This is a genomic window from Parerythrobacter lacustris (assembly GCF_024626475.1).
GTDB lineage: Bacteria > Pseudomonadota > Alphaproteobacteria > Sphingomonadales > Sphingomonadaceae > Parerythrobacter_A > Parerythrobacter_A lacustris.
In genome coordinates this window covers 392,288-418,440 of sequence record NZ_JANKHH010000004.1, presented here as the reverse complement: position 1 = coordinate 418,440, position 26,153 = coordinate 392,288, and the positions used below count along the sequence as shown (strand labels likewise).

The window sequence follows — 26,153 nt, the reverse complement described above, 5'->3', positions numbered from 1 at the left end:
GTGGGGATCGCGCGGAGACGCGGAGACGCGGAGGAAAAGAGGGGTTTCGCTCGCAAAGGCGCAAAGGCGCGAAGAATGCACGCATACGGCGAAGCCGCTTCCTCATTCTGGTGAAGTTTCGAGAGGAGATATGGCCGCTTTGCGGTCGAACTTCTTTGCGCCTTTGCGCCTTTGCGAGCGCAAAAAACTCCGCATCTCCGCGTCTCCGCGTGAACCCTTCTCCCAGAGCAGCGTATGACCGCCATGCAGAACGTCACGCTCGGTGCCTATTACGCGGTGCATCTGCCCGAGCCGGACGATTTCGACTTCTGGCGCGAACGCGCGCGCCAGCTGGTGCAGTGCGACGTTCCGCCCGACCGGGTGGCGTGGATCGAACCCGGCGGCACGTCGGACCTGTTCGCGCAGGACGGCCCCTCCCGCGGAGCACAGCGTCTGCCGCTTCCGCCGCGCGATACGGTGCCGGTGCGGGCCAGCCGCCGCTTCCTCGCGGTGGCGAAGAACGCCGCGCTCCATTCCGATCCCGAGCGGTTCGCGCTGCTCTACCGCCTGCTGTGGCGGTTGCAGGCCAACCCGCGGCTGATGGAGGACAAGAGCGATCCCGACGTGCGCCGGGCGGAGGAGCTCGACAAGAACGTGCGGCGCGATAGCCACAAGATGCACGCCTTCGTCCGTTTCCGCCTGGTCGAAAGCGACGAGGAGGAAGCGGGCGAGCACTATGTCGCATGGTTCGAGCCCGACCATCATATCGTGCGCGCCAACGCAGGCTTCTTCATCCGCCGCTTCGCCAATATGAAATGGTCGATCCTGACGCCCCGGGGCTGCCTGCACTGGGATACGAAAGTGCTGTCCGAAGGCCCGCCGGCCGAACGGTCCGACGCGCCGAGCGGCGATCCGGCCGAGGATCTGTGGCGCAAATACTATGCCTCGATCTTCAATCCTGCGCGGCTCAAGGTCGGCGCGATGCTGAAGGAAATGCCGAAGAAATACTGGGCCAACATGCCCGAGGCGGCGCTGATCCCCGAACTGGTCGCGGGCGCGCAGAGGCGCGAATCGCAGATGGTCGCGACCGGCAGCCGCGAGACCTTGCCGCCCCCCGAAACGCTCGACCAGGTGGAGAGCGGGATCGCGCAATGCCGCCTGTGCCCGATCGGCGAGCTGTGCACCCGCGCGGTGATGGGCGAAGGGCCACGCGATGCGGGGCTGATGATCGTCGGCGAGCAGCCGGGCGACCAGGAGGATGTCGAGGGGCGGCCGTTCGTCGGCCCGGCCGGGCAGCTGCTCGATCGGCACCTCGCGCGCGCGGGGATCGACCGCAGTGCGGCCTATCTGACCAATGCGGTCAAGCACTTCAAATTCGTCCCCAGGATCGTTCAGGGCGGCAAGCGGCGATTGCACCAGTCGCCGACCGCGAAGGAAATCGACACCTGCCGCTGGTGGCTCGAGAGCGAACGCAGGCTGGTGCAGCCGAAGCTGGTGCTCGCCCTGGGCGCGAGCGCGGCGCGCGGCCTGCTCGGCAAGACGGTGAGTATTTCGAAGGCGCGCGGCACGCCGACCACGCTGGAGGATGGCAGCGAGCTGTGGATCACCGCGCACCCTTCCTACCTGCTGCGGCTCGACGGCGATGCGGCAGAGCAACAGGCGGAACTCTTCGCGCGCGATCTTGCTGCGGTCCGCAGCCGGATGCGGGAACTGGCGGCGTGAGATGCCCGAAGCCCCGCTTACGCCAGACAAACGCCGGATCGAACTCGATCCCGATCTGATCGATCCCCCTCCGCGCGCGCCTTTCGTCGAGCTGGGGGTGGTCAGCTGCTTCAGCTTCCTGCGCGGGGCGAGCGATGCGGTCGATCTGGCGATGACCGCGCGGGCGCTCGGCTATGACTCGATCGGGATCGCCGATGCCAACACCATGGCCGGGGTCGTGCGTCTTCATACCGAGGCGAAAACGCTGAAATTGAAACCGCTTATCGGCTGCAGAATAGAGACAGTCGAGGGCCTGGCCTTCCTCGCCTATCCGAAGAACCGCGCGGCCTACGGGTGCCTGTGCCGCCTGATCTCGGCCGGGCGGATGCAGACGCTCGACGGCGAATGGCAAGAGAAGGGCACATGCGACATCTCGCTGGCGATGCTGGCCGACCATGCCGAGGATGTGCAGCTGATCCTGCTACCGCCGCGCGATCTGGAACAGCGGTTCACCATCGCGGTGCCGAGCAATGTTGTGCCGTTTCCACTGAAGGCTTCACGCGGAGACGCGGAGACGCGGAGTGAAGAAGATGGGGCGCTCGCAAAGGCGCAAAGGCGCGAAGAAGGCATGCATGCGGCGAAGCCGCCTACCCATTCGGTAGATGCTTCAATCCGTGCTGTTGCCGCTTCGCGGCAGAATTCCTTTGCGCCTTTGCGCCTTTGCGAGCGTGAAAATCTCCGCGTCTCCGCGTCTCCGCGTGAAACAACCAGCCTGACGGCGAAGTTTCCGGAAATCCTCCTCCATCTCACAGCGCAGCTTCCCACGCTGCGCCATCTGGCCGCGAGCTATCTCCACAGCGGGGACGATATCGCCCGGATCGACCGGCTCGACGCACTGGCGAAGGCCAACGGCCTCTCGCTGCTCGCCACCAACGATGTCCACTACCACACGCCCCAGCGCCGCCCGCTGCAGGATGTCATGACCGCGATCCGCCACAAGACAACCGTGGCGAAGGCAGGGCACCTGCTGCACGGCAATGGCGAGCGTTACCTCAAATCGCCCGAGACGATGTGCCGCCTGTTCGAACGCTGGCCCCATGCCATCGCGGCGGCGCGCGCAGTCGCCGATGGTTGCGACTTCGATCTCGAGGAACTGCGCTACGAATACCCCGAGGAAATCTACCCCGACGGCATGACGCCGCAGCAATTCCTTGAAAAGTCTACTTTCGAAGGCGCGCAGGGGCGCTATCCCTCGGGCGTGCCGGAAAGCGTGCAGGCGACGCTGGTGCGCGAGCTCGCGCTGATCGCCAAGCTCGATCTCGCGCGCTATTTCCTCACCATCAAGGATATCGTCGATTTCGCGCGCGGGCAGGATCCGCCGATCCTGTGCCAGGGGAGGGGGAGCGCGGCCAATTCGGCGGTCTGCTATTGCCTCGGCATCACCAGCGTCGATCCGGCCAAGCACGCGCTGCTGTTCGACCGCTTCATCTCGGAGGAACGCAAGGAGCCGCCCGATATCGACGTCGATTTCGAGCACGAACGGCGCGAAGAGGTGATCCAGTACCTCTATCGCAAATACGGCCGCCACCGCGCCGGGCTGTGCGCCACGGTGATCCATTACCGCCCGCGCATGGCAATCCGCGAGGTCGGCAAGGCGATGGGGCTGAGCGAGGATGTGACCAGCGCGCTCGCCAAGACGGTGTGGGGCGGGTGGGGGCGCGAGATCGGCGAGGCGCATGTCGCCGAAACCGGCATGGACGTGACCGATCCGCACCTGCGCCGGGTTCTCAAGCTGACCGAGCAAATGATTGGAATGCCGCGCCATCTGTCGCAGCATGTCGGTGGTTTCATCCTCACCGAAGGCGCGCTGACCGAAACCGTGCCGATCGGCAACGGGGCGATGGCCGATCGCAGCTTCATCGAATGGGACAAGGACGATATCGAGGCGCTGGGCATCCTCAAGGTCGATGTGCTTGCGCTCGGCATGCTGACCTGCATCAGGAAATGCCTCGATCTGCTTGAAATTCATCACGAAAGGCGGCTCGAGCTGGCCAGTGTCCCGCGCGAGGACCCGGAGACTTACGCCATGCTGCGCAAGGGAGATTCGCTCGGCGTATTCCAGGTCGAGAGCCGCGCGCAGATGAACATGCTCCCGAGGCTCCGGCCGCGGGAATTCTACGATCTTGTGATCCAGGTCGCGATTGTCCGCCCCGGTCCGATCCAGGGCGACATGGTCCATCCTTATCTCAAGCGCCGCCGCGGGGCGGAGAAAGTTATCATCCCGGCACCAAGCCCGGAACACGGCCCGCCCGACGAGCTCAGCAGCATTCTCGAGCGCACCCTGGGCGTGCCGATCTTCCAGGAACAGGCGATGAAGATCGCGCTCGATGCGGCGAAGTTCTCCAGCCTCGAGGCGAACCGGCTGCGCAAGGCGATGGCGACCTTCCGCAGCCGCGGGATGGTCGACGAACTGCAGGACATGATGGTCGAACGGATGGTCGACCGCGGCTACGACCGCGAGTTTGCGCAGCGCTGCTTCAACCAGATCCGGGGGTTCGGCGAATACGGCTTCCCCGAAAGCCACGCGGCGAGCTTCGCGCATCTCGTCTACGTCAGCAGCTGGCTCAAATGCCATTTCCCGGCGGCGTTCGGCTGTGCGCTGCTCAATTCGCAGCCGATGGGCTTCTATGCCCCGGCGCAGATCGTGCGTGATGCGCGCGAGCATGGGGTCACGGTGCTGCCGGTCGATGTCAATCATTCGCAGTGGGATTGCACGCTGGAAGTTGTGGATTCACGTGGAGACGCGGAGACGCGGAGATTTTCACGCTCGCAAAGGCGCAAAGGCGCAAAGGAATTCTGCCGCGAAGCGGCAACAGCACGGATTGAAGCATCTACCGAATGGGTAGGCGGCTTCGCCGCATGCATGCCTTCTTCGCGCCTTTGCGCCTTTGCGAGCGCCCCATCTTCTTCCCTCCGCGTCTCCGCGTCTCCGCGTGAATATGACAAAGGGCGGCAGGACAAGCACATTGCCCTACGGCTCGGCCTGCGGCAGGTCGATGGCTTGCCCGAACATGTTGCCGCCCGGTTGATAGAAAGCCGCGAAAATCAGGGATTTTTCGATGACGTCATGACGCTGCGAGATCGTGCGGGCATCGGGCCTGCGCATGTCGAACGGCTCGCCAGCGCAGACTGTTTCGGCTCCCTGGGGCTGTCGCGCCGTCAAGCCCTGTGGGATGCGCGCAGCCTCGTTTCCGCGCCCGACCTGCCGCTGTTCCGCGCCGCGCAGGAACGCGAAGAGGGGGCCGAGCGTAAGCCCACCATGCTCCCAGCCATGCCGCTCAGCGAAGAGGTTGTCACCGATTACCAGACCACCCGGCTCAGCCTGAAGGCGCATCCGATGGCGTTCCTGCGCCCGGCGCTGGCCGAGCGCGGATTCGTGCGCGCCTGCGACCTGCGGGATCGCAAGTTCCGCTCGACGGTGCAGGTGGCCGGGGTGGTGCTGATCCGCCAGCGGCCCGGCAGCGCCAAGGGCGTGTGCTTCATCACGCTGGAGGATGAGACCGGGGTGATCAACCTCGTGGTCTGGCCCGATCTCAAGGAAAAACAACGTCGTGTGGTGATGGGTTCACGCCTGATGGAGGTTCGCGGAAGGGTCGAGTACGACGACGAGGTGATCCACGTCATCGCCCAGCACATGACCGATGCGAGCCACGAACTCTACCGCCTGTCGGAGGATATGCTCGACGCGCCGCTGGCCCGGGCGGATCATGTCAATTCGCCGCTACCCTCGGGCAAGACCAATCCGCGCGACGATCTGCGCGAGGGCAGCGACGATCCTTACCGACCGGTCGAGCCATGGCAGGAGCCGCCGCCGGGCAATCGCGAATGCGGCTATCACCAGGGCCATCCGCGCGACGTGCGGATCATCCCGAAATCGCGGGACTTCCATTGAGCGACGGCCGCTGGACCATTGCGCGCGGTATCGGACCGATGCGCCGGGACCGGGCGGCCCTTGCTCTATTGGCGATAATGGGGCTGGGTCTCGCAGCGCAAGCTTGGCTGCGCGACAACCCCGGCCACAACCCCTGGGCTCCGCTCGATTTGCGCGACCCGCCTGGATGGGCGACGTCAGGCAAGATCGCTGACTTGCGCGATAATCCGGTGCAATGTCGGGCGGTGCTGGAACGGAGCGAGATCGCCTTTACAGTGCTCGATCCTGCAGGCGAAGGCGCATGCGGTCGGACCGATCGCACCGTGCTGGCGCAGTCTCCGCTAGCCCCCGCGCAACCGCCCACGACCTGCGCCGTAGCCGCTGCGTTCGAGCTGTGGTTGCAAAACGGCGTGCAGCCCGCGGCGGAGAAAATCTTCGCCCAACCCGTCGAGAGTATCGAACATTTCGGTGCCTATAGCTGCCGCCGCCTCTATGGCCGCGACGACGGGCCGTGGAGCCAGCACGCCACGGGCAATGCGATCGACATTTCGGCCTTCGTCCTTGCCGACGGAACCCGCATCGGTGTGCTGGGCGATTGGGTGGGCGATGCAGAAAAGGCGCGTTTCCTCCAACAGGTGCGGGATAGCGCCTGCGAGAGCTTCGGCACCGTCCTGTCGCCCGACTACAACGCCGCGCATGCCGACCACCTGCACCTCGATCAGGAGCAGCGCGGGATCGGCGGGGTCTGCCGCTAGATTTCAGGCATTCTCGAGCGCGTAGCCGGCCGAACGCACGGTGCGGATCGGATCCTTCGCGCCGTCCATCTCGATCGCCTTGCGCAGGCGGCGGATATGGACATCGACGGTGCGCAGTTCGATATCGCTGCCGGTGCCCCATACTCCGTCGAGCAGCTGGTTGCGGCTGAACACCCGGCCGGGGCTCTCCATGAAGAACTTGAGCAGGCGGTACTCGGTCGGGCCGAGCTGGAGCGTACGACCGCGCCGTTCGACCTTATGCGCCACCGGGTCGAGCCGGATATCGCCGACCTCGATCGATTCGCCGGCGAGAGCAGGGCGGATACGCCGCATCACAGCGGCGACGCGCGCGAGCAGTTCGCGCGGGCTGAACGGCTTGGTCAGGTAATCGTCGGCCCCGGTTTCGAGCCCGCGGATACGGTCATCCTCCGCCTCGCGCGCGGTGAGCATGATAATCGGCACATGCGCGGTTTCCTTCGCGCGGCGTAGGCGGCGGCACACCTCGATGCCGCTGGTGCCTTCGATCATCCAGTCTAGGATGATTAGATCGGGGACATCCTCCGCCGCGAGGACCAGCGCTTCGTCGCCATCCGCAGTCACACGAACGTCGTAGCCCTCGTTGGCGAAGCGAAATTCGAGCAATTCCGACAGTGCCGGATCGTCTTCGACAAGCAGGAGTTTGGCATTGGGCATGACGTGCGGGCCTCGATTCGTTCGACCCCTTACCGCACCAGTATTGTTACGGCTTCACGACAAGAAAATGTCACGCCGAGTCTTCGTCGGGAGGGTAATAACCCGTAGCGGCGAAATGCACCATTTCGGCTACGTTGGTGGCATGGTCGCCGATGCGCTCAATGTTACGGGCCACGAACAGCAGCTGCGCCGCGCTCGAAATCAGTTTCGGATTCTCGACCATATAGCTGACGACGTTGCGGAAAATGCTGTTGTAGAACGCATCGACCTTCTCATCGGTGGCGATCACCTCCCTCGCCAGGACGGGATCGCGCGCGGCGTAGGCGGTCAGCACATCATGCACCATCTCGGCCGCGATCTCGCCCATCGCGGGAAGCAGGGTGAGCGGCTCGAAAGTGCCACGACCCTCGATCTTGCCGACGCGCTTGGCGATGTTTTTCGAATAGTCGCCGATCCGCTCGACCACCCCGGCGATCTTGAGCGCGGCGATAACTTCGCGCAGATCGTCCGCCATCGGCGCACGCAATGCGATGATGCGGACGGCCAGCTTGTCGACCTCGGCCTCGATCGCGTCGATCTTCTTGTCGCGCAGGATAACGCCCTCGGCCAGCTCGTCGTCACCGCGGATCATCGCGTCGAGCGCCTCCTGGATCGACAGTTCGGCCAAGCCGCCCATCTCCGCGATCAGGCCGCGCAGCCGGGTGATGTCCTCGTCGAAGGCTTTGACTGTATGTTCCGACATCAACCGTACCGTCCTGTAATGTAATCCTGGGTCCGCTGCTCGAGCGGGGTCGTGAATATGTCAGAAGTGCGACCATATTCCACGATCTTTCCGAGGTGGAAGAAGGCCGTCCGCTGCGAAACGCGTGCGGCTTGCTGCATCGAGTGGGTGACGATCACGATCGCATAGCGTCCGCTGATCTCGTCGATCAGTTCCTCGATCTTTGCAGTGGCGATCGGATCGAGCGCGGAGCAGGGCTCGTCCATCAGGATCACCTCGGGATCGACCGCGATCGCGCGCGCGATGCACAGGCGTTGCTGCTGCCCGCCCGAAAGGGCCGTACCGCTGTCTTCGAGCCGATCCTTCACTTCTTCCCACAGCCCCGCACGGCGGAGCGATTGCTCGACGATCTCGTCGAGTTCCGCCTTGCCGCTTGCCAGACCGTGGATCTTGGGGCCGTAGGCGATGTTTTCGTAGATCGACTTGGGAAACGGGTTCGGCTTCTGGAACACCATGCCGACCCGCGCGCGCAGTTGCACGACATCCATTCCGGATTTGTAGATATCTTCCCCGTCGAGGGTAATCTCGCCTTCGACCCGGGCCGAGGGGATGGTGTCGTTCATCCGGTTGAGCGAGCGCAGGAAGGTCGATTTGCCGCAACCCGAGGGGCCGATGAAGGCGGTGACATATTCGTTGGGGATCTCGATCGAGACGTCGTCGATCGCCGCCTTGTCGCCGTAAAAAACGGACACGTGGTTCGCCGCCATCTTGGCTTCGGCCGGTTCAAGGTTGTCGTGGACTCGGGTCACCAGGTTTTCTCGAACTTGTTGCGCAGGTAGATGGCGAGGCCGTTCATCGCGAGGAGGAACAGCAGAAGCACGATGATAGCGGCAGATGTCCGTTCGACGAAGCCGCGATCGATTTCGTCCGACCACAGGAAAATCTGCATCGGCAGGACCGTGGCAGGCGAAGTGAATCCATCGGGCGGCGTGGCGACGAAGGCGCGCATGCCGATCATCAGCAGCGGCGCGGTTTCACCCAAAGCGCGCGCCATGCCGATGATGGTCCCGGTCAGGATGCCGGGCAGGGCCAGCGGGAGGACGTGGTGGAACACGACCTGAATCGGCGATGCGCCGATCGCCAGCGCGCCATCGCGGATCGATGGCGGCACCGCCTTGATTGCATTGCGCCCGGAGATGACGATCACCGGCATGGTCATCAGGGCGAGCGTCATGCCGCCGATGATCGGAGCGGAACGCAGGCTGGGGAACAGGAACAGGAAAACGGCAAGGCCCAGCAGACCGAAGATGATCGAGGGGACCGCCGCAAGGTTGTTGATCGACAGTTCGATTGCATCGGTCCAGCGGTTCCGCGGCGCGTATTCTTCGAGGTAGAGCGCGGTCATCACCCCGATCGGAAAGGCCAGCAGCAGGGTGACGATCATTGTCAGCATCGACCCCTTGAGCGCGCCCCAAATGCCGACGGCCTGCGGATCGGTTGCATCTGAGCGGGTCAGGAACCCCCCATCGAAATTGCGCTCGATCTTGCCCGAGGCCGCGAGTTCCTGGGCGACGGATTGCAACTCTGGTGAGCCTCCGCCCACGTGCGCCGCAGCAAGCCCGCGGGTTGCCGGAAGCCAGAACGTTTCTGACCGGGTGGCGAGCGACGGATCGTCGACCAGCGCCTCCGCCACTTCGCGCCAGGCGCTCGCATTGAGTTCCTCTGCGCCCTTCGGACCGAGCGCCTGTTCGGCACTCATGGCGACGACTTCGGGCAGCCCTTGGGCTTCGAGGCTCTGGATCGCCCCCGGCTGCGCCATGGCAAGCGGATCGGCAGCGATTCCGCTCTGGGCGAGGTCGATCGGCACCGCGAGTTCGGTCCGCTGAAAGCCGCCGATGCCGTTCGATGCCATGTTGACAAGGAGGATCGCCAAGACCCCGACCGAGAACAGGATAGCGCCAAGGCCGAGCAGCTTGAACCGCCGCTCGGACGCGTAGCGCTTGCGCAGACGCGCCTCGAAAGCCGGTGTGCGGGTAGGGGGCGTACGCTCACTCATAGGCTTCGCGGAACCTCCTCACGACACGCAGTGCGATGAAGTTGAGCGCGAGGGTGACGAGGAACAGCACGAAGCCGAGGGCGAAGGCGCTCAGTGTGGTGTGGTGCTCGGTGCTTGCCTCGCCGGTCAGCATGGCGACGATCTGCACGGTTACCGTGGTCATCGAATCAAACGGGTTGGCCGAGAGATTGGCGGCGGTTGAGGCGGCCATCACCACGATCATCGTTTCGCCGATCGCGCGGCTGATGGCGAGCATGATGCCGGCCACGATGCCCGGAAGGGCCGCGGGGATGAGCACGCGCTTGATCGTTTCCGACCGTGTAGCGCCCATCGCCAGGCTTCCGTCGCGCATCGCCGAGGGCACTGCGGCGATCGAATCGTCTGCCATCGATGAAACGAACGGGATGATCATCACCCCCATGACGATCCCCGCAGCGAGCGCGCTTTCGCTCGACGCCCCTTCGATCCCGACCGATTGCGCGAGATCGCGGATCATCGGGGCGACGGTCAGCGCGGCGAAATAGCCGTAGACCACGGTCGGTACACCTGCGAGGATCTCGAGCGCGGGCTTCAGCCACTTGCGAAGCCGCGGATCGGCATATTGGGTGAGGTAGATCGCGCTCATCAACCCCAGCGGGATCGCGACGATCATGGCAATGATCGCGCCGATGAAGATGGTGCCCCAGAACAGCGGGATGGCCCCATAGCGCGATGCATCGGGATTATCCGCGCCGCTCATCGGGTCCGGATTCCACTGCGTCCCGAACAGGAAGTCGATCGGGTTGACCATTCCGAAGAACCGCACGGTCTCGAACACCAGGCTGGCGACGATGCCCAGCGTGGTTAGAATGGCGACGAGCGAGGCCAGAAGCAGGGCGAACATCACCGCCCGTTCGACGCGCGTGCGGGCAGCGAAATCGGGCTTGAGCCGGAGATAGGCAAAAGCACCGGCAAGGAATGCGATCACCAGCGCAGCGGCAAAACCCATCAGATTGTACCGTGCCATTGCCTCACGGAACGGCTCGATCAGCGGTTTTGCGGCTTCATTGAATACGGCAGGGGCTGCCCCGGAGGCCACGGCTTGCGCCTCGCGTAGGATATTGTCGCGCTGGAACCCGAATGCCGGCAGCTGCGAAGCTTCGGGCGTCGAAAGTACCGACTGCAGGATGAGCGAAGGTGCAGTGGCGGACCATACTACGGCGAACAGCGCAACCGGAACGGCAATCCACAAGGCGACGTACCACGCATGATAGTTCGGCAACGATGCGAGCCGCCCATCCGGGACCGATTTGCGAAACGCCCATGCGCGCGCGCGACCGGCGATCCAGCCCGCCAGCCCCAGCCCCAGTGCAAGAAGGAACAGGATCGGACCCGACAATCAGGCCTCCGCGCCGTAGCCGCAAGCGCCGGGCGCTGGTGCAGTCATGATTGCCGTCTGTTGCAAGGTCGGTCTGTCCGAATTGGGTTGGATCGCTGTTGCAGGCGAATCTTGGGAAGGGCCATAGCCACCTAGAAGTCCCCTGTGGAAGTTTTGTGACGCAAATATTACACGTTCTCGGGCGAAACCTCGTTGAGCGGGATGCGAACGGTGAAGGTGCTTCCCTGACCCTGCTGGCTGGTGATGTCGAGCCGCCCTGCGTGGCGCTCCACGATGTGCTTGACGATGGCTAGCCCGAGGCCTGTGCCGCCCGACGCCCGGCTCCTCCCTGGATCGGTCCGGTAAAAGCGGCGGGTGAGATGCGGCAGGTGTTCCTTCGCGATCCCATCGCCTCGATCGATTACCGCCAGCTTGGCTTCCTGATTGTCGGTCGTGCTCAGCGCGATCGTGACAGGCTTGGCGGGATCGCCGTATTTCAATGCGTTGTCGACCAGATTGCGGACCAGTTGTTCCAGCTGCCGCGGATCGCCCGATACCGTGGGATCGGCATCCAGTTGAAAGTCGAGCCGGGGCTGCCGCTCCAGCCCCGCGGCATCCATCGACGCCTTTTCGATCAACGGTTTGAGGAGAACGATTTCCTGAGGCCGGTCATGCTTTTCGGCCTCGATACGCGAGAGCGACATCAGGTCGCTGACCAGGCCCTGCAGCCTGTTCGCCTCATTCAGGATGGTGCCGAGGAATTTCTGCCGGATCTCCGGCGTTGCAGGAGGCTCACCTTCAAGCAGGGTCTCGACATACCCGATGATCGAAGCGAGCGGGGTGCGCAGTTCGTGACTGGCATTCGCGACGAAATCCGTATGCGCGCGGCTGATGTCTTCCTCTGCGGTCTGGTTGATCAGTTCGATTACCGCGAGATCGTCGTCCAGCTGCTGGCGATTGAACAGCCATACATCGCGCCGCCGGGCGACCCCGCGGATCCGCGCCCGCCCGGTCGCGCGCTGATCGATCAGGGCGATCGCTTCGGGCTGGCGAAAGGCGACGCGGGCATCCTGCTCGATAACATGGGCACCGAGCACCTTGCGGGCCATCTGGTTGGCGACGATGATCCGGTTACGGCTGGTGACCAAGATGGGCGCGCCGGAATTTTCGATCAGCCGCGAGACCCGCTGGACATCATAAGCTTCCACTTCGGTCACCCGCTGGATTTCGGGCGGAGTCCAATATGCCAGCCACAGGGTGCAGAGCCAGACGATCAACGCCGCAGCGGAGAGCATGAACTGACCGGTCGTCCAGTAAATGGTCACGCAGGTAGCGACTGCCAGGATCGACCCGGCCCAGGGGAAGGCACCGCGCTTTTGCATCGGGCATGTCCTTAGCCACCGATTGGGCAGCGTTCTACCGCTGCGGCCAAACTTTTTCGACAGGTGGAAGTGGTGACCCCTACGGGAATCGAACCCGTGTTTCAGCCGTGAAAGGGCCGCGTCCTAACCGCTAGACGAAGGGGCCATCTGTCGCGCGCGCGTGGGCAGCGGAAACGGCAACGCCACCGATGGTGACCCCTACGGGAATCGAACCCGTGTTTCAGCCGTGAAAGGGCCGCGTCCTAACCGCTAGACGAAGGGGCCATCCCGTTGCCGGGTCGGTGGCGTGGCGGCGCAATTAGGGGCGCAGGCTGCCCGCGTCAAGCCTCGTCGCGGCTTTTCGGATCAGTCCGCCCAGGCCGCATCCTCGAGATGCAATTCGGCGGCCGGTCTTGCGCCCCAGTCGTCGATCTTTGCCCGGCCTGCGAGCCATAGCTTCCGGCCCCGCGCGCCGTGCAGCAATGCCTGCCCCCAATCGGTCTCGGCGGACCTGAAAGCGATCGCCTTCAGCGAACCGCCGTCATCTCCGCTGACGACCAGGCGCAGATGATCGGTCCCGACGATATCGCACTTGATCAGACGGACCGGCCCCACGGCAATTTTCGGGCCCGGCCAGCCAACCCCGTAGGGACCCGCCAGCTCAAGCGTCTCGACCAGTTGCGGCGAAAGGCCGCGCGGCGCCACCGCAAGGTCGAGTTTGAGCGCCTGCAGGCCGCGAGCGCTCGATACCGCCTTCGCCAATCTGTCTTCGAGCCAATCGGAAAATTCATCGAGGCGATCAACATCGATCGTGAGGCCTGCCGCCATCGCGTGCCCTCCGCCCGCGACCAACATGCCAGCCTCGCGCGCGGCGATGATTGCAGCGCCGAGGTCGACCCCAGCGATAGAGCGGCCCGAACCCTTGCCTTGACCCGTTTCCGCGTCGAGCGCGATCACCAGCGAAGGCTTTCCAGTTTTCTCCTTGATGCGCCCGGCGACGATCCCGATCACGCCGGGGTGCCAACCCGTACCCGAGAGCACTGCGACAGAGCGGTTGTGCTGCTGGGTGATCTGCTCTTCGGCGGCCTCCTGCACCGCTGCCTCGATCGCGCGACGTTCTTCATTGAGCGTAGAGAGTTGAGCGGCGATCTGCCGCGCTTCTTCGGGGTCCTCGGTGGTCAGCAATCGCACGCCCAGCGTCGATTCGCCCACGCGCCCGCCTGCATTGATGCGCGGACCGAGCGCGAAGCCGAGGTCGCTGCAGACCGGGGCGCGCTTCAACCGGCTTGCATCGATGAGTGCCGCCATGCCGATGTTGTCGCGCTTCGCCATCACCTTCAGGCCCTGTGCCACGAAAGCCCGGTTCAGCCCGTGCAATTGCGCGACATCCGCTACGGTGCCAAGCGCGACGAGGTCGAGCAGCGAACGCAACTCCGGTTCCTGCCGGGTGTCGAAATATTTCCGCTCGCGCAGGGTCCGGATCAGTGCCACGCCGAGCAGGAACGCAACCCCGACCGCAGCCAGATGGCCGTGCGCCGCAGCTTCGTCCGCCTCGTCGAGCCGGTTCGGATTGACCAGCGCGGCCGCCCTGGGAAGCTCGGCGGCGCACTTGTGGTGATCGACTACGATCACGTCCACGCCCGCGTCATGCGCCATCTGGAGCGCCTCGAACGCCATCGCGCCGCAATCGACGGTCACGATCAGCGTCGATCCCTGATCGGCCAGACGGACTAGGGCTTCCCCGCTCGGCCCGTAGCCTTCGAGCAGGCGGTCGGGGATGTAATAGTGGGCTTGCGTTCCGAGCATGCGCAGCAGTCGAACAAGCAGTGCTGCGCTGGTCGCGCCGTCCACGTCGTAGTCGCCGTAGATCGTCATCTTCTCGCCGGAGAGGACAGCCTGTGCAATCCGCTCGGCTGCATGGTCCATATCGCGGAACAGCGAAGGGTCGGGCAGGAAGCCACGCAAGGTCGGGTTTCGCTGGCGATCGAGATCGTCCCGCGCAACCCCGCGCGCCAGCAGCAGCTGGGTGACGATGTCGTCGAGGCCGTCCGCCGGTCCATCGCCAAGGTCCATGTTGCCGCCGCGCCAGTGCCATGCCTTGCCGGAAAGCGAGTGGGTGATTCCAAAGACCGGGGATTGGGTGCGCGATGCCATCGCAGGTTAGTACACCGCCGGATGGTCCACTGAAAGGCCGCAGCGATTGACAATCGACATCTGGCAGCGGACCTGTGAGCTATGAGCACTGCACAAGGCAGACTTTTGATCGTTTGGCATAGCCGGACAGGGGCCAGTGAAGCGCTTGCTACCGCAGCGGTTGAAGGGGCAGGGGAGACGGCCCGCCTCGCACGTGCGGCCGATGTCGAGCCCGGCGACATGCTAAGCGCGCCAGGCTATCTGTTCGTCTGCCCCGAAAACCTCGCCAGCATCTCCGGCGAGATGAAGGAGATGTTCGACCGCTGCTACTATCCGGTGCTGGGCCGGATCGTAGGACGGCCCTATGCCACCGCGATCGCGGCCGGTTCGGACGGTGAGGGTGCGCAGAGGCAGATCGATCGGATCGCGAAAGGCTGGCGATTGCGGCGGGTGGCCGACCCGCTGATCGTCAATACCGAGGCGCAGACACCGGAGGCCATCCTCGCGCCCAAGATCTTGAACCGCGAGCAGCTGCACGCTGCACGGGAACTCGGTGCCGGCCTTGCTGAAGGCATCCGGATGGGTATCTTTTAGGGCAAGTGCATCCGGTTCGGATCATTGCTTTTTCCGGGACTCGACCTGCGCAGCGATTCGCGCCAAGTGTACCACGAGGACGAGGGAAGGAGTGCGCGGCCATCGCCAACCGTGCAGATGATCTGACATCGCAGGAGCCGGTCGGCCTCCATCTGCTGTACGCGCCCGGGGAAAGGCCGACGCATGCGGCGTTGGAGGCAGCCTTGTGCGAGCATGCCACGCCCCGGGTCTGCTTTCCGCTTCCGGCTCTGGATGCGAGCGGGATGGCCGGTGTCGAATTGCAGTCGGGTTCTTTGACCTTTGACCTGATGGGGTTGGCGGACGGGCCAGCGGCGAAGCCGCCGATCTGGCGATCCATGCTCGGTTGCGGTCATGAGGATGGGCTGGCGGATCACGAATCGGTCGTGCTCAGGCTCGGGCCGCATGTCGCGGCGGGGCACTCGGTGCTGCCGATCGTGCGCGGCTGGATGGAATGCGGGCAGATTCTTGGGGCGGCGCTGCCTCAGTGCCGCGCCTTCGTCTGGCCCCCGGCGATGCTGGCCGTCGGGGCCGAAGTCTTTCGCGCAAGCATTCGCCAATGGGTCGACCGCAGCGCCTTTCCGACGCTGAGCCTGATTGCATTCAACCGATCGCTCGACGGCGCGATCCAGAGCACCGGCCTCGCGCATTTTACCGGTCAGGAGTTGCGTCTCGAACCGCCGCTGCCGTGGAATGCCGAGGAGGCGGTACCGGTCGCAGCGATCCTTGCCGGCCACCTCGCACTTGCAGGGCGGCTGGAGAAAGTCGAGGCCGTGACCGCGCCCGATGGCGGCCAGATCCGGCTCGAGCCGTCCGCGAATGGCCGCTTCGTCCGCGCCCGGCGAGGGTGACCTGCTACGACTTGGCGGCAAGCTCCTCCTTTGCAGCGCGGTATTCCTCCTCCAGCCGCGCGACCCGGTCGGCCACGGTATCTACCGCCTTGACCATGCCCACGCCCTGGCCAGAGCCCCAGATATCCTTCCACGCTTTGGCCTTGGTGTTGCCGCCGCTGCCGAAGTTCATCTTGCTCGGGTCGCTCACCGGCAGGTTCTCGGGGTCAAGCCCGGCCTTGACGATCGATCCGCGCAGGTAGTTCCCGTGCACCCCGGTGAAGAGGTTGGAATAGACGATATCCGCCGCGTTGCTGGCGACGATCTCGTCCTTGTAGGCCTGGTCGGCATTGGCCTCGACCGTCGCGATCCAGGGCGATCCGATATAGGCGAAGTCCGCTCCCATTGCCTGCGCTGCCAGTACCGATCGGCCATGCGCGATCGAACCTGACAGCGCGACCAGCCCGTCGAACCAGCTGCGGATTTCCTGCATCAGCGCGAAGGGTGACTGCACGCCGGCATGGCCGCCGGCGCCGGCGGCCACGGGGATTAGCCCGGTCGCGCCCTTTTCGATCGCCTTGCGCGCAAACCGGTCGTTGATCACATCGTGCAGCGTGATCCCGCCCCATCCGCTGACGGCGCTGAAAATGTCCTCGCGCGCGCCGAGCGAGGTGATGACCATTGGCACCTGCCACTTGGCGCAGACCTCCATGTCTTCCTCCAGCCGGTCGTTCGACTTGTGGACGATCTGGTTGACCGCATAGGGTGCCGCAGGGCGGTCGGGATTGTCGCGGTTGTGCGCCGCCAGTTCCTCGGTGATCCGGTGGAGCCATTCGTCGAGGACGCCCGAGGGCCGCGCGTTCAATGCCGGAAACGATCCGATGATCCCTGCCTTGCACTGCGCGATGACGAGGTCCGGCCCCGAGATGATGAACAGCGGCGAGCCGATGATCGGCAGGCGCAGGCGGTCGAACGGAGCGGGCAGGGTGGTCGGCATAAGGCGGGCAAACTCCGTGGCAATCCGAAACTCGATCAGTGCCTATGCAGCGTTGCGGGCGCTGTCGAGACTGACGTTACGGAAGGAGATCCTCGATACCGTAGAACCGTGCGGCATTTCCGGAATAGAGCGCCGCCTTTTCGTCTGCCGAGTGATGCTGCGTGATCCGCTTGAAAGCGTTCCACAGCACCGGATAGCTCGCACCCCAGCGGTCGACCGGATAGTTGCTTTCGAACATCGCACGGCTTGGCCCGAAGGCCTCGATGCAGGTCTCGATATAGGGCCGCCACAGCGCGGCGAGATGCTCCGATCCATGGCCCTTGGCAGGTCCGTCCTCGGGCAGGCCACAGAACGCCATCGCCAGCCCGCCGAGCTTGACCGAGACGTTTTCGCATTCCGCGAGGTCGTGAATGCTGCGCCGCCAGCGATCGAAGTTCGCATGGAGCGTCCCGCGATAGCTCGCGATGTTGAGCGGGGTGCCGCAATGGTCGAGCACGATGGGCTGGTCGGGGAAGGCACGGGCGAGATCGGTCACATCGCCGATCTGCGGTTCGAGAATCCACGCGTCGAAAGTCAGCCCCAGCTCTCCGACATGCCGGAAGCCTTCGCGGAAGGTCGCATCGCGATAAAGCTCCGCAGGGGCATGGAACGGCGCGCCGAGCACCGCCGGGTCGGCGTCCCACGCACCCTGGTGCCGGATCCCCCTGAACCGCCCGCTCGCCGCCATCAGCGCTTCGAGCACCGGCCGCGCGCCGCCGCCCAGGGTCAGGTCGGCATGGCCGATGATCGCATGACACGGCCGGTAGTTGCCATAGAGCCCGCTCGCCCCCTGCGCCGCGACCCCGTCGACGAATTCGACCTCGCCGACCACCTTCTTCGCCTCGCCATAGGCCGGGTTGTAGAACGCGCCGCACTCCATGAAGCAGGTGCCGATGACATTGTGGCCCGACTGGGTATCGGCGTGCAGCGCATCGAAGGTGTAATATGCCGCATCGACCAGCGCCGCGATGAAGTCATGATGCGGTTCCTGCAGCATCGGCAGCATCGCCCGCAGGTCCCACAAATGATGGTGCGGGTCGATGATCGGCAGATCGGGTTCGAGAATCGGTTCAGGCGTTGTGGTCATGCTTTTTCTCTCCCGCTTTCCGGCCTCAAAGTTGCACCGAAGCCAATGTTCGTTCATGCGCAGATGGGTAAATTTGCGTTATTGTATCAAGCGGATAATCGATCCGGGCCGCGCATATGTGTCACCTTCCAAGCCTGCGCTGCGCCGCGCACCTGCATCGTCTCTCCGCAACGCCGCATCATGCCCAAGGCGACGGCTGTAGGAAACGGATAAGTTGCTCTATCGCGCAACCGCCGAATTCGCCGCGCTCAGCACTGCCCTGACACTCGCAGTCGCGACGTCTTCGTCGATGCCGCAGCCCCAGATCGTCCGCCCGTTCGCGTCGCGGCATTCGAGATAGGCGGCGGCGCGGGCGTCGGTGCCGGTGCCGAGTGCGTGTTCGGTGTAGTCGGCGACTTCGATCTCGACCCCGAAGGCCTCCCGCAAGGTGCCGATCACCGAGGAGATCAGCCCGTTGCCGCGCCCGCTGACGCTCTGCTCGACCCCGTCGACCGCGATCTTGCCGGTGAAGATGCGGGTGCCGTCGGCTGCGCGGCTTTCCTCGTAATCGACCAGCTGCAAATGCTTGGGGTGCGTCTGGACGTGATAGGCTTGTCTGAACGTCTCCCAGATGTCCGCCGCATTGAGTTCGCGACCCAGTTCGTCGGCCACACGCTGGACATGCGGGCTGAAGTCGGCCTGCATCTTTTTCGGCAGCTTGAGCCCCTGATCCTGCTCCAGCACCCAGGCGAAACCGCCTTTGCCGCTCTGCGAATTGACCCGGATCACCGCCTCGTAGCTGCGACCGAGGTCCGCCGGGTCGATCGGCAGGTAGGGAACGCGCCAGAGATCGTCGTTCTGCCGCGCGTGGGCTTCGAAGCCCTTCTTGATCGCGTCCTGGTGGCTGCCGGAAAAGGCGGTGTAGACCAGTTCGCCGCCATAGGGATGGCGCTGGTGGACCGGGATCTGGTTGCAGAATTCGACCGTCTCGATCACCCGGTCGAGATCGGAGAAATCGAGGCCGGGATCGACCCCTTGCGTGTAGAGGTTGAGCGCCATCGTCACGAGGCAGCAATTGCCGGTCCGCTCGCCATTGCCGAACAGGCAGCCTTCGACCCGGTCGGCCCCCGCCATCAGCCCGAGTTCCGCTGCCGCCACGCCGGTCCCGCGATCGTTATGGGTGTGCAAGCTGATCACTGCGCTCTCGCGGCCCGGCAGGTTGCGGCAGAAATACTCGATCTGGTCGGCGTAGATATTGGGCGTTGCCGCCTCGACCGTGGCGGGCAGGTTGAGGATGATGGGGTGTTCTGGCGTCGGCTGGAGCACCTCCATCACCGCCTCGCACACCGAAACGCTGAAATCGAGCTCGGCGGTCGAGAAGGTTTCGGGCGAATACTGAAATTGCCACTCCGTCTCGGGGCGCTTTGCCGCTTCGTCGCGCATCAGTTTCGCGCCGGCGACCGCGATGGCGCGCACCTCGTCCTTGCTCATGCGGAACACGATGTCGCGCCACGCCGGGCTGACCGCGTTGTAGAGATGGACGATCGCCCGCTTCGCGCCTTCGAGACTTTCGAAGCTGGTGCGGATCAGGTCCTCGCGGCTCTGGGTCAGCACTTGCACCGTCACATCGTCGGGAACGCGGCCCGAGCGCACGAGCCCGGCGATGAAGTCGAATTCGGTCGCGCCCGCGCTGGGGAAGCCGACTTCGATCTCCTTCACGCCGATCTCGACCAGAAGGTCGAAGAAGCGGTTCTTCTTCACCGCATCCATCGGGTCGATGATCGACTGGTTGCCGTCGCGCAGATCGGTGCTGAGCCAGCGTGGCGGGGCGGTAATCGTGCGGCTGGGCCATTGGCGATCCGGCAACGGCACTTGGGGGAAGGGGCGATACTTGATCGAAGGATCGCGGAGCATGGTCATGGGATGGGTCTCGAAACGAAGGAAGCTGCTGGTACGGCGGTTATCCCCTGTGCGCATCGCGCGCCGAGGGGGCACGCGTCATGTCACGCCCAGGGGCGTGTAAGTCGTAGAACAAGCAGTTCGTTACGTGACATGGCCGGTGGCATTGCCGATTCTTGCGCCGAACGCAAGGCGCAATTGCCCGGAATGTCGCTAGCCGCAGCGCGCGGTGCGGATGGTTCCGGTGATATCGATCATCACATTGAGCCGTTTCGACCGGGCATCGGGCTCGACCTCGTTGCCCGGTGTGACGAAACGGAGGTTCGCCGCGCCGCCGAGTGCCTCGACGATTGCCTTGCGGGTCTGCGCATTGTCCGGCTGACCGAGGAAGGGCGCGACCTTGTCCGCACCGCAATTGGCCATGTCGGGCGTCAGCGCGGCATCGGCCCATGTCGGGCTTGGCTTGGGCGGCTTGGGCTTGCCGGGCAGGTTCCCCTCCGGAACCGCACCCTGCGGAGCGGTGCCATTGACGCGTGCGGCAAAATCCTCCGCCGTGTCGGCCTCTTCGGCGGTCTGGCCGCAGGCGGCGAGCAGGAGCGCGGGAGCGGTGAGGGCGAGGAGTTTGCGCATGGGGCGGACCATCGTGACAGTTGAAGCTGGCGCGCTCCAACGCGACCAGCGTTTCAACTTCATGACACAAGCGTGACGCACCGGGGCAGGGCCCGATGCGCGGGTGCTTGCCTTGTGCTTCCGGGCGGGGCATCGCTGGGTCCGACTTCCAATCGAAGCGAGGCCCGATGTCCGAACCGAACGATGCCTTCGACGCACTCTACCGCACCATGGGTCTGGTCCGCGTCGTCACGATGGACCCGCAGGGCAGGGCGACGCTCGAATATGAGGCGAAGCCCGAGCAGTGCCATTCGGGCGGGGTGGTGCAGGGCGGCTTCGTCACCGGCTGGATCGACGCCGCGATGGCGCATGCCTCGATCGCGCTCAACGGGCCGCAGGTGGTGCCGATGTCATTGGAACTCAAGGTCAGCTTTTTCGCGCCCGTCCGGCCCGGCCTGGTGATCGCTGAGGGCTGGGCGGAACGCAACGGGCGGCGGACCGGCTTCTACGAGGGGCATCTGATGGATGCGCAGGGCAACGTGTTGGCGAAGGGGACGAGCACGATCATGCTGATGGACCGGAACAGGGTAGAGCAGGCCTCCAAGGACGCACGCGGATGAGCGCGATCCGGCCCTTCGTGCTCGACATCCCGCAGGCGGAAATCGAGCGCCTTCATCGCAAGATCGACGACGCCCGCTGGCCCGAGGCCGAGCCGGTCGGCGACTGGTCGCAGGGCACGCCGCTGGCCGCGCTGCAGGACCTGGTTGCCTATTGGCGCAATGGCTACGACTGGCGCGCCTGCGAGGCGCGGCTCAACGCCTTCGGCCAGTTCGAGACCGAGATCGACGGGCTGGACATCCACTTCCTCCATGTCCGCTCGTCGCGGGATGACGCCTTGCCGCTGGTCCTCACCCATGGCTGGCCGGGATCGGTGCGCGAGTTCTTCGAGGTTATCCCGCTTCTGACCGAACCGGGAGATGGTGAGCAGGCGTTCCACCTCGTCATCCCTTCGCTGCCCGGCTTCGGCTTTTCGGGCAAACCTGCGCAGACCGGATGGGGCGTTGAAAAGATCGCGACCGCCTGGGCCGAACTGATGCGCCGCCTCAGTTACACGCGCTGGGTCGCGCAGGGCGGCGACTGGGGCTCGGCCGTCACGACCGTCATCGGCGCACAGGCCCCTGAAGGTTGTCTGGGCATCCACGTCAACATGCCGATCGGGCGGCCGGGGCCGGATGATCTCGCCAATCCGTCGCCGGAGGAGGTCAAAGCGCTACAGGCGCTGCAGTATTATCAGGAGTGGGACTCGGGCTATTCGAAGCAGCAGAGCACCCGCCCGCAGACGGTAGGCTACGGGCTGGTCGATTCCCCGGTCGGCCTCGCGGGCTGGATCTTCGAGAAGATGCATGCCTGGACCGACAATGCCGGATCACCATTTGATGCGCTGAGCAAGGACGCGATCCTTGACAACGTCATGCTCTACTGGCTGCCTGCGACGGGTGCCTCGGCGGCGCGGCTCTATTGGGAAAGTCTCGCCAAATTCGGCGAGGGCGAGGTGTCCATCCCGGCGGGGGCCAGCGCCTTCCCCAAGGAAATCATCCCCGCCCCGCGCAAATGGGCCGAGCGGCGCTACACCAACCTCGTCTACTGGAACGACATGCCCAAAGGCGGCCACTTCGCCGCGTGGGAGCAGCCGGAGCTGTTTGCAGGCGAGCTGCGGGCGTGTTTTGGAAAGGTTCTCCAGACCTCACCTCATTCGTCACCCTGAACTTGTTTCAGGGTCCATTTCTCCAATTGCTCAGCGCAGAGTGGTTGGCGAGATGGATGCTGAAACGAGTTCAGCATGACGGGGTCTGTAGATAGAGAGAGCTAGCGCCAGCGCAGACGGTTGGAGGTGAGCTGGTCGACCCTTGTCACCCCCATCAGCCGCATTCCGCGCTCGATTTCGTCCTTCAAGATGCCGATCGCGCGTTCCACGCCTTCCTGCCCCGCTGCGGCCAGCGCATAAAGATACAGCCTGCCCCCGCTCGCCGCCGTTGCGCCTGCGCACAGGCTCTTGAGCACATGCGTCCCGCGCCGGACTCCGCCGTCGCAGATGATCTCGATCTCGCCGCCGACCGCGTCGACGATCTCGCGCAGCTGGTCGAACGGCGCGCGGCTGCCATCGAGTTGCCGCCCGCCGTGGTTCGAGATCATGATCGCATCCGCCCCGATTGCGACCGCGCGGCGCGCATCGGCGGCGCTCATCACGCCCTTGAGGCAGAAGGTGCCGCCCCAGTCCTGCCGGATCCGCGCGGCTGTGTCCCAATCCATCGAGGTGTCGAGCATGGTGTTGAAATACTCGGCAATGCTCACGGCCTTGCCGCTGCCTTCGCTGACATGGGTGTCGAGATTGGGCAGGCGGAATCTTTCCCGCAGCAGGTAATCGAGCGTCCAGCGCGGGCGGGTGGCGTAGCTCCACACCGCGCTGGGCGAGAAGCGGGGCGGGGTGGTGAAGCCGGATCGCAGGCACCGCTCGCGCTTGCCCGAAACGATCGTGTCCACCGTCAGCGCCAGCGCATCGAACTTCGCCGCCTGGCAGCGTTCAATCATAGACCGGTTGAGCCCCTTGTCCTTGTGGACATAGAGCTGGAATAGCTTCGGCCCGCTGGTCAGCGCGGCGATCTCCTCGATGCTGCGGGTGGCGAGGCTGGAGATGCCGAACCACAGCCCGAACTTTTCCGCCGCCTTCGCTACGGCGGTCTCGCCCTGATGGTGGAAGGCCCTCTGCACCGCTGTCGGGCTGAGCACCAGCGGTAGCGCGCTCTTGCGGCCCATGATGGTGCAACCGGTGTCGATTTCCGCGACGCCCGCGAGCACGTCGGGCACCAGATCAGCATCGCCGAAGGCGGCAGTGTTGCGCGCCTTGGTCCGCTCGTCATCTGCTGCGCCGTCGATATAGTCGAACACCGGCCATGGCAGGCGCGCCTTCGCCAACCGCCGGAAATCCTCGATATTGTGGCAGTCGCTCAGCCGCATTGTGTGCCGAAGTGCACGGACCGGCACCGCCAGCCCTGCTCGCTCATTGCTTTTCGAACGCCACGCTGGTGTTGAGCTCGACGTCACGCCCGATGGCCGGAACCCCGTAACCGACTCCCCACTGGGTTCGGTCGATCACCGTGGTTCCCTCGAAACCCACCGTCGCCTTCTTGTTCATCGGGTTCAGGCCCGCCCCGGTGAAATCGACGAGGATAGCGACCGGGCCGGTCTTGCCGTTCATCGTCAGCTGCCCGGTCACCAGCGCGGAGGTGTCTCCCGTGCGGCGGACATTGGTCGAGACGAAGCGGGCCGAAGCGGGGGCGGGCCCGAAGAAATCCGGAGCCGCACCGTCCTTCCCGGCGCGCAGCAGGTGATCCTTCAACCCTGCGCTCGACACAGCAACCGAGGTGATCGGGATCGTGATGTCGAACTTCGCCGCCTCGACATTTGCCGGGTCGAGTTCCATCGTGCCGGTGACCTCGCCGAACAGGCCGAGATAGTCGTTGAAGCCGAAATGGCTGACCCGCCAACCGACCTGCGTGTGGTTCGCGTCGATCGCATAACGCCCGGCGGTGACGCGGGAGATGTCCGCCGCGCCCGGCACCCCGGCCTCCTGCGCGGAAATCGACGAGACCGCCACCAAGGTGCTTCCGGCAAGGGCTAGGGCGAAGGCTTTCCTGATCATCGTGGGTGCTCCGGTATGGCGAAGAAGGTCAGTTCTTGTCCTTGTCGACCAGCTTGTTGGCACTGATCCATGGCATCATCGCGCGCAGTTCGGCACCGGTCTTCTCGATCGGGTGGGCGGCGGCGGCCTTGCGGCTGGCCTTGAGTTCGGGCTGGCCGGCGCGGTTGTCGAGCACGAAGTCCTTGACGAAGCGGCCCGACTGGATGTCGGCAAGGACGCGCTTCATCTCGGCCTTGGTCTCGTCGGTGATGATGCGGGGACCGGTCTTGATGTCGCCATACTCGGCGGTGTTGCTGATCGAATAGCGCATGTTGGCGATGCCGCCTTCATACAGCAGGTCGACGATCAGCTTGGTTTCGTGGAGGCACTCGAAATAGGCCATTTCGGGCGCGTAGCCGGCCTCGACCAGAGTCTCGAAGCCGGCCTGGATCAGGTGGGTAATGCCGCCGCACAGCACCGCCTGCTCGCCGAACAGGTCGGTTTCGCACTCTTCCTTGAAATTGGTTTCGATGATGCCCGAACGCCCGCCGCCGACGCCGCTGGCATAGGCGAGGGCGACATCGTGCGCGTTGCCGCTCGCGTCCTGGTGGACCGCGATCAGGCACGGCACGCCGCCGCCGCGCTGGTATTCGCTGCGGACGGTGTGGCCCGGGCCCTTGGGCGCGATCATGATCACGTCGATGTCTTCCGGCGCTTCGATCAGGCCGAAGTGAATGTTGAGCCCGTGGGCGAAGGCCAGCGCGCTGCCGGGGCGCATATTGCCCTTGAGATCGTTCTCCCAGATCGCGGCCTGATGCTCGTCGGGGGCGAGGATCATCACGATATCGGCCCACGCAGCCGCTTCCTTGTTGCCCAGCACCTTGAAGCCTGCGGCTTCGGCCTTCTTCGCGGTGGCCGAACCTTCGCGCAGCGCGATCGCGACTTCGGCAACCCCGCTGTCGCGAAGGTTCTGCGCATGGGCATGGCCTTGCGAGCCGTAGCCGAGCACGGCGATCTTCTTGCCGGTGATGAGGTTCAGATCGGCATCGGCGTCGTAGTAAACTTTCATTTCCCGTCCTTCGTTGCTGAAACCGTCATGCCGAACCCTTTTTCAGCATCCATCCCGCAGCATGCTCCGCGCTAGACGAGGGATGGACCCTGAAACAAGTTCAGGGTGACGTGGAATTTCTATGGGTAGCCCTAGACCCCCTCCGGCCCGCGCATCATGCCGACGATCCCGGTGCGGCCGACCTCGACCAACCCGAGCTCGCGCATCAGCGCGATGAAGCTGTCGACCTTGTCGGGCGGGCCGGTGATTTCGAAGATGAAACTTTCCGTCGTCGTGTCGACCGGGCGGGCGCGGAAGATATCGGCGAGGCGCAGCGCCTCGACCCGCTTCTCGCCCGTCCCGGCGACCTTGACCAGCGCCAACTCGCGCTCGACATGCGGGCCGGCTTCACTGAGGTCGGTGACCTTGTGCACCGGCACCAGCCGCTCAAGTTGGGCGTGGATCTGGTCGATCACCTCGGGCGGGCCGTTGGTGACGATGGTGATCCGGCTGATCGCGTGATCTTCGGTGATGTCGGCCACGGTCAGGCTGTCGATGTTGTAGCCGCGCGCGGTGAACAGCCCGGTGATCTTGGCGAGGATGCCGGGCTCGTTGTCGACAGTGACTGCGAGCACGTGACGCTCGGCATGGGCCTTGGTGATTTTCATGTTGCAACCTCGTGAATGC

The 26,153-nt window shown here is 64.6% G+C and carries 22 protein-coding genes and 2 tRNA genes; 7 read left to right on the top strand and 17 right to left on the bottom strand.

The window, feature by feature from the left end:
- Positions 1-234: 234 nt before the first annotated feature.
- The 3 genes from NSO95_RS08565 (at position 235) to NSO95_RS08555 (ending at position 6,366) form a co-directional block, all read left to right on the top strand.
- Complete coding sequence (locus tag NSO95_RS08565; protein ID WP_257595775.1) at positions 235-1,701, top strand: UdgX family uracil-DNA binding protein; 1,467 nt, start codon at positions 235-237, stop codon at positions 1,699-1,701.
- Between the two features lies 1 nt (position 1,702).
- Positions 1,703-5,632 (top strand): error-prone DNA polymerase, encoded by a 3,930-nt coding sequence (locus NSO95_RS08560; protein ID WP_257595774.1) that lies wholly within the window; start codon positions 1,703-1,705, stop codon positions 5,630-5,632.
- A gap of 77 nt (positions 5,633-5,709) precedes the next feature.
- Positions 5,710-6,366, top strand: coding sequence for an extensin-like domain-containing protein (locus tag NSO95_RS08555; protein ID WP_257595773.1), 657 nt, complete (start codon positions 5,710-5,712; stop codon positions 6,364-6,366).
- A gap of 3 nt (positions 6,367-6,369) precedes the next feature.
- Here NSO95_RS08555 and phoB read toward each other — a convergent pair whose 3' ends face one another.
- The 9 genes from phoB to recJ all read right to left on the bottom strand — a co-directional run bounded on the left by phoB (position 6,370) and on the right by recJ (position 14,708).
- A complete protein-coding gene (phoB, locus tag NSO95_RS08550; protein WP_257595772.1) occupies positions 6,370-7,059 on the bottom strand; it encodes a phosphate regulon transcriptional regulator PhoB in 690 nt (229 codons plus the stop codon).
- Positions 7,060-7,129: 70 nt separating this feature from the next.
- On the bottom strand, positions 7,130-7,801 hold the full coding sequence (phoU, locus tag NSO95_RS08545; RefSeq protein WP_257595770.1) for a phosphate signaling complex protein PhoU: 672 nt from the start codon (positions 7,799-7,801) through the stop codon (positions 7,130-7,132).
- Positions 7,801-8,547 (bottom strand): phosphate ABC transporter ATP-binding protein PstB, encoded by a 747-nt coding sequence (pstB, locus tag NSO95_RS08540; protein WP_257595913.1) that lies wholly within the window; start codon positions 8,545-8,547, stop codon positions 7,801-7,803. The genes phoU and pstB overlap by 1 nt, the downstream gene beginning before the upstream one ends.
- A 38-nt stretch (positions 8,548-8,585) precedes the next feature.
- Positions 8,586-9,836 (bottom strand): phosphate ABC transporter permease PstA, encoded by a 1,251-nt coding sequence (gene pstA, locus NSO95_RS08535; RefSeq protein ID WP_257595769.1) that lies wholly within the window; start codon positions 9,834-9,836, stop codon positions 8,586-8,588.
- The gene (pstC, locus tag NSO95_RS08530; protein ID WP_257595768.1) at positions 9,829-11,214 is read right to left on the bottom strand and encodes a phosphate ABC transporter permease subunit PstC; all 1,386 of its coding nucleotides are present in this window, start codon (positions 11,212-11,214) and stop codon (positions 9,829-9,831) included. Before pstC ends, pstA begins: the two co-directional genes overlap by 8 nt.
- Before the next feature lie 167 nt (positions 11,215-11,381).
- Positions 11,382-12,575, bottom strand: a complete 1,194-nt coding sequence (locus NSO95_RS08525) for a sensor histidine kinase (RefSeq protein WP_257595767.1) — start codon at positions 12,573-12,575, stop codon at positions 11,382-11,384.
- Positions 12,576-12,645: 70 nt separating this feature from the next.
- Positions 12,646-12,720, bottom strand: a tRNA-Glu gene (locus NSO95_RS08520).
- 44 nt (positions 12,721-12,764) lie between these two features.
- Positions 12,765-12,839, bottom strand: a tRNA-Glu gene (locus NSO95_RS08515).
- A gap of 81 nt (positions 12,840-12,920) precedes the next feature.
- Entirely contained in the window at positions 12,921-14,708 is a 1,788-nt protein-coding gene (gene recJ / locus NSO95_RS08510; protein ID WP_257595766.1) for a single-stranded-DNA-specific exonuclease RecJ, read from the bottom strand.
- 81 nt (positions 14,709-14,789) lie between these two features.
- Between recJ and NSO95_RS08505 the strand changes: the two genes are divergently transcribed.
- Together NSO95_RS08505 and NSO95_RS08500 are read left to right on the top strand one after the other, a co-directional pair.
- On the top strand, positions 14,790-15,281 hold the full coding sequence (locus NSO95_RS08505) for a flavodoxin family protein (RefSeq protein ID WP_257595765.1): 492 nt from the start codon (positions 14,790-14,792) through the stop codon (positions 15,279-15,281).
- 263 nt (positions 15,282-15,544) lie between these two features.
- A complete protein-coding gene (locus NSO95_RS08500; protein ID WP_257595764.1) occupies positions 15,545-16,150 on the top strand; it encodes a hypothetical protein in 606 nt (201 codons plus the stop codon).
- A gap of 4 nt (positions 16,151-16,154) precedes the next feature.
- On the opposite strand, the gene NSO95_RS08495 is transcribed toward NSO95_RS08500, so the two are convergent.
- The 4 genes from NSO95_RS08495 to NSO95_RS08480 all read right to left on the bottom strand — a co-directional run bounded on the left by NSO95_RS08495 (position 16,155) and on the right by NSO95_RS08480 (position 20,760).
- Positions 16,155-17,126 carry an NAD(P)H-dependent flavin oxidoreductase gene (locus NSO95_RS08495; RefSeq protein ID WP_257595763.1) on the bottom strand — a complete coding sequence of 324 codons (972 nt, stop codon included), beginning with the start codon at positions 17,124-17,126 and terminating at the stop codon, positions 16,155-16,157.
- 76 nt (positions 17,127-17,202) lie between these two features.
- Positions 17,203-18,252 (bottom strand): amidohydrolase family protein, encoded by a 1,050-nt coding sequence (locus tag NSO95_RS08490; protein ID WP_257595762.1) that lies wholly within the window; start codon positions 18,250-18,252, stop codon positions 17,203-17,205.
- 219 nt (positions 18,253-18,471) lie between these two features.
- The gene (leuA, locus tag NSO95_RS08485) at positions 18,472-20,151 is read right to left on the bottom strand and encodes a 2-isopropylmalate synthase (protein WP_257595761.1); all 1,680 of its coding nucleotides are present in this window, start codon (positions 20,149-20,151) and stop codon (positions 18,472-18,474) included.
- 192 nt (positions 20,152-20,343) lie between these two features.
- Complete coding sequence (locus NSO95_RS08480; protein WP_257595760.1) at positions 20,344-20,760, bottom strand: I78 family peptidase inhibitor; 417 nt, start codon at positions 20,758-20,760, stop codon at positions 20,344-20,346.
- A gap of 167 nt (positions 20,761-20,927) precedes the next feature.
- On the opposite strand from NSO95_RS08480, the gene NSO95_RS08475 reads away from it, so the two are divergent.
- Both NSO95_RS08475 and NSO95_RS08470 read left to right on the top strand, forming a co-directional pair.
- A complete protein-coding gene (locus NSO95_RS08475) occupies positions 20,928-21,359 on the top strand; it encodes a PaaI family thioesterase (protein WP_257595759.1) in 432 nt (143 codons plus the stop codon).
- Entirely contained in the window at positions 21,356-22,504 is a 1,149-nt protein-coding gene (locus NSO95_RS08470) for an epoxide hydrolase family protein (RefSeq protein ID WP_257595758.1), read from the top strand. Before NSO95_RS08475 ends, NSO95_RS08470 begins: the two co-directional genes overlap by 4 nt.
- Positions 22,505-22,605: 101 nt before the next feature.
- On the opposite strand, the gene NSO95_RS08465 is transcribed toward NSO95_RS08470, so the two are convergent.
- The 4 genes from NSO95_RS08465 to ilvN all read right to left on the bottom strand — a co-directional run bounded on the left by NSO95_RS08465 (position 22,606) and on the right by ilvN (position 26,134).
- Positions 22,606-23,754, bottom strand: a complete 1,149-nt coding sequence (locus NSO95_RS08465) for an alpha-hydroxy acid oxidase (protein ID WP_257595757.1) — start codon at positions 23,752-23,754, stop codon at positions 22,606-22,608.
- 43 nt (positions 23,755-23,797) lie between these two features.
- Positions 23,798-24,439, bottom strand: coding sequence for a YceI family protein (locus NSO95_RS08460; RefSeq protein WP_257595756.1), 642 nt, complete (start codon positions 24,437-24,439; stop codon positions 23,798-23,800).
- Between the two features lie 28 nt (positions 24,440-24,467).
- Positions 24,468-25,487, bottom strand: coding sequence for a ketol-acid reductoisomerase (gene ilvC, locus NSO95_RS08455; protein WP_257595755.1), 1,020 nt, complete (start codon positions 25,485-25,487; stop codon positions 24,468-24,470).
- Between the two features lie 131 nt (positions 25,488-25,618).
- The gene (gene ilvN, locus NSO95_RS08450; RefSeq protein WP_257595754.1) at positions 25,619-26,134 is read right to left on the bottom strand and encodes an acetolactate synthase small subunit; all 516 of its coding nucleotides are present in this window, start codon (positions 26,132-26,134) and stop codon (positions 25,619-25,621) included.
- Positions 26,135-26,153: the final 19 nt, after the last annotated feature.

Excerpts from the sequence above, each read along its gene's own strand:
- NSO95_RS08505 (WP_257595765.1), top strand. The coding sequence starts at position 14,790 with ATGAGCACTGCACAAGGCAGACTTTTGATCGTTTGGCATAGCCGGACA.
- phoB (WP_257595772.1), bottom strand. The coding sequence starts at position 7,059 with ATGCCCAATGCCAAACTCCTGCTTGTCGAAGACGATCCGGCACTGTCG.
- phoU (WP_257595770.1), bottom strand. The coding sequence starts at position 7,801 with ATGTCGGAACATACAGTCAAAGCCTTCGACGAGGACATCACCCGGCTG.
- NSO95_RS08480 (WP_257595760.1), bottom strand. The coding sequence starts at position 20,760 with ATGCGCAAACTCCTCGCCCTCACCGCTCCCGCGCTCCTGCTCGCCGCC.
- NSO95_RS08495 (WP_257595763.1), bottom strand. The coding sequence starts at position 17,126 with ATGCCGACCACCCTGCCCGCTCCGTTCGACCGCCTGCGCCTGCCGATC.
- NSO95_RS08460 (WP_257595756.1), bottom strand. The coding sequence starts at position 24,439 with ATGATCAGGAAAGCCTTCGCCCTAGCCCTTGCCGGAAGCACCTTGGTG.
- NSO95_RS08565 (WP_257595775.1), top strand. The coding sequence starts at position 235 with ATGACCGCCATGCAGAACGTCACGCTCGGTGCCTATTACGCGGTGCAT.
- leuA (WP_257595761.1), bottom strand. The coding sequence starts at position 20,151 with ATGACCATGCTCCGCGATCCTTCGATCAAGTATCGCCCCTTCCCCCAA.
- pstB (WP_257595913.1), bottom strand. The coding sequence starts at position 8,547 with ATGGCGGCGAACCACGTGTCCGTTTTTTACGGCGACAAGGCGGCGATC.
- NSO95_RS08525 (WP_257595767.1), bottom strand. The coding sequence starts at position 12,575 with ATGCAAAAGCGCGGTGCCTTCCCCTGGGCCGGGTCGATCCTGGCAGTC.
- NSO95_RS08470 (WP_257595758.1), top strand. The coding sequence starts at position 21,356 with ATGAGCGCGATCCGGCCCTTCGTGCTCGACATCCCGCAGGCGGAAATC.
- recJ (WP_257595766.1), bottom strand. The coding sequence starts at position 14,708 with ATGGCATCGCGCACCCAATCCCCGGTCTTTGGAATCACCCACTCGCTT.
- pstA (WP_257595769.1), bottom strand. The coding sequence starts at position 9,836 with ATGAGTGAGCGTACGCCCCCTACCCGCACACCGGCTTTCGAGGCGCGT.
- NSO95_RS08475 (WP_257595759.1), top strand. The coding sequence starts at position 20,928 with ATGTCCGAACCGAACGATGCCTTCGACGCACTCTACCGCACCATGGGT.
- NSO95_RS08500 (WP_257595764.1), top strand. The coding sequence starts at position 15,545 with ATGGCCGGTGTCGAATTGCAGTCGGGTTCTTTGACCTTTGACCTGATG.
- ilvN (WP_257595754.1), bottom strand. The coding sequence starts at position 26,134 with ATGAAAATCACCAAGGCCCATGCCGAGCGTCACGTGCTCGCAGTCACT.
- NSO95_RS08560 (WP_257595774.1), top strand. The coding sequence starts at position 1,703 with ATGCCCGAAGCCCCGCTTACGCCAGACAAACGCCGGATCGAACTCGAT.
- ilvC (WP_257595755.1), bottom strand. The coding sequence starts at position 25,487 with ATGAAAGTTTACTACGACGCCGATGCCGATCTGAACCTCATCACCGGC.
- NSO95_RS08490 (WP_257595762.1), bottom strand. The coding sequence starts at position 18,252 with ATGACCACAACGCCTGAACCGATTCTCGAACCCGATCTGCCGATCATC.
- NSO95_RS08465 (WP_257595757.1), bottom strand. The coding sequence starts at position 23,754 with ATGCGGCTGAGCGACTGCCACAATATCGAGGATTTCCGGCGGTTGGCG.
- NSO95_RS08555 (WP_257595773.1), top strand. The coding sequence starts at position 5,710 with ATGGGGCTGGGTCTCGCAGCGCAAGCTTGGCTGCGCGACAACCCCGGC.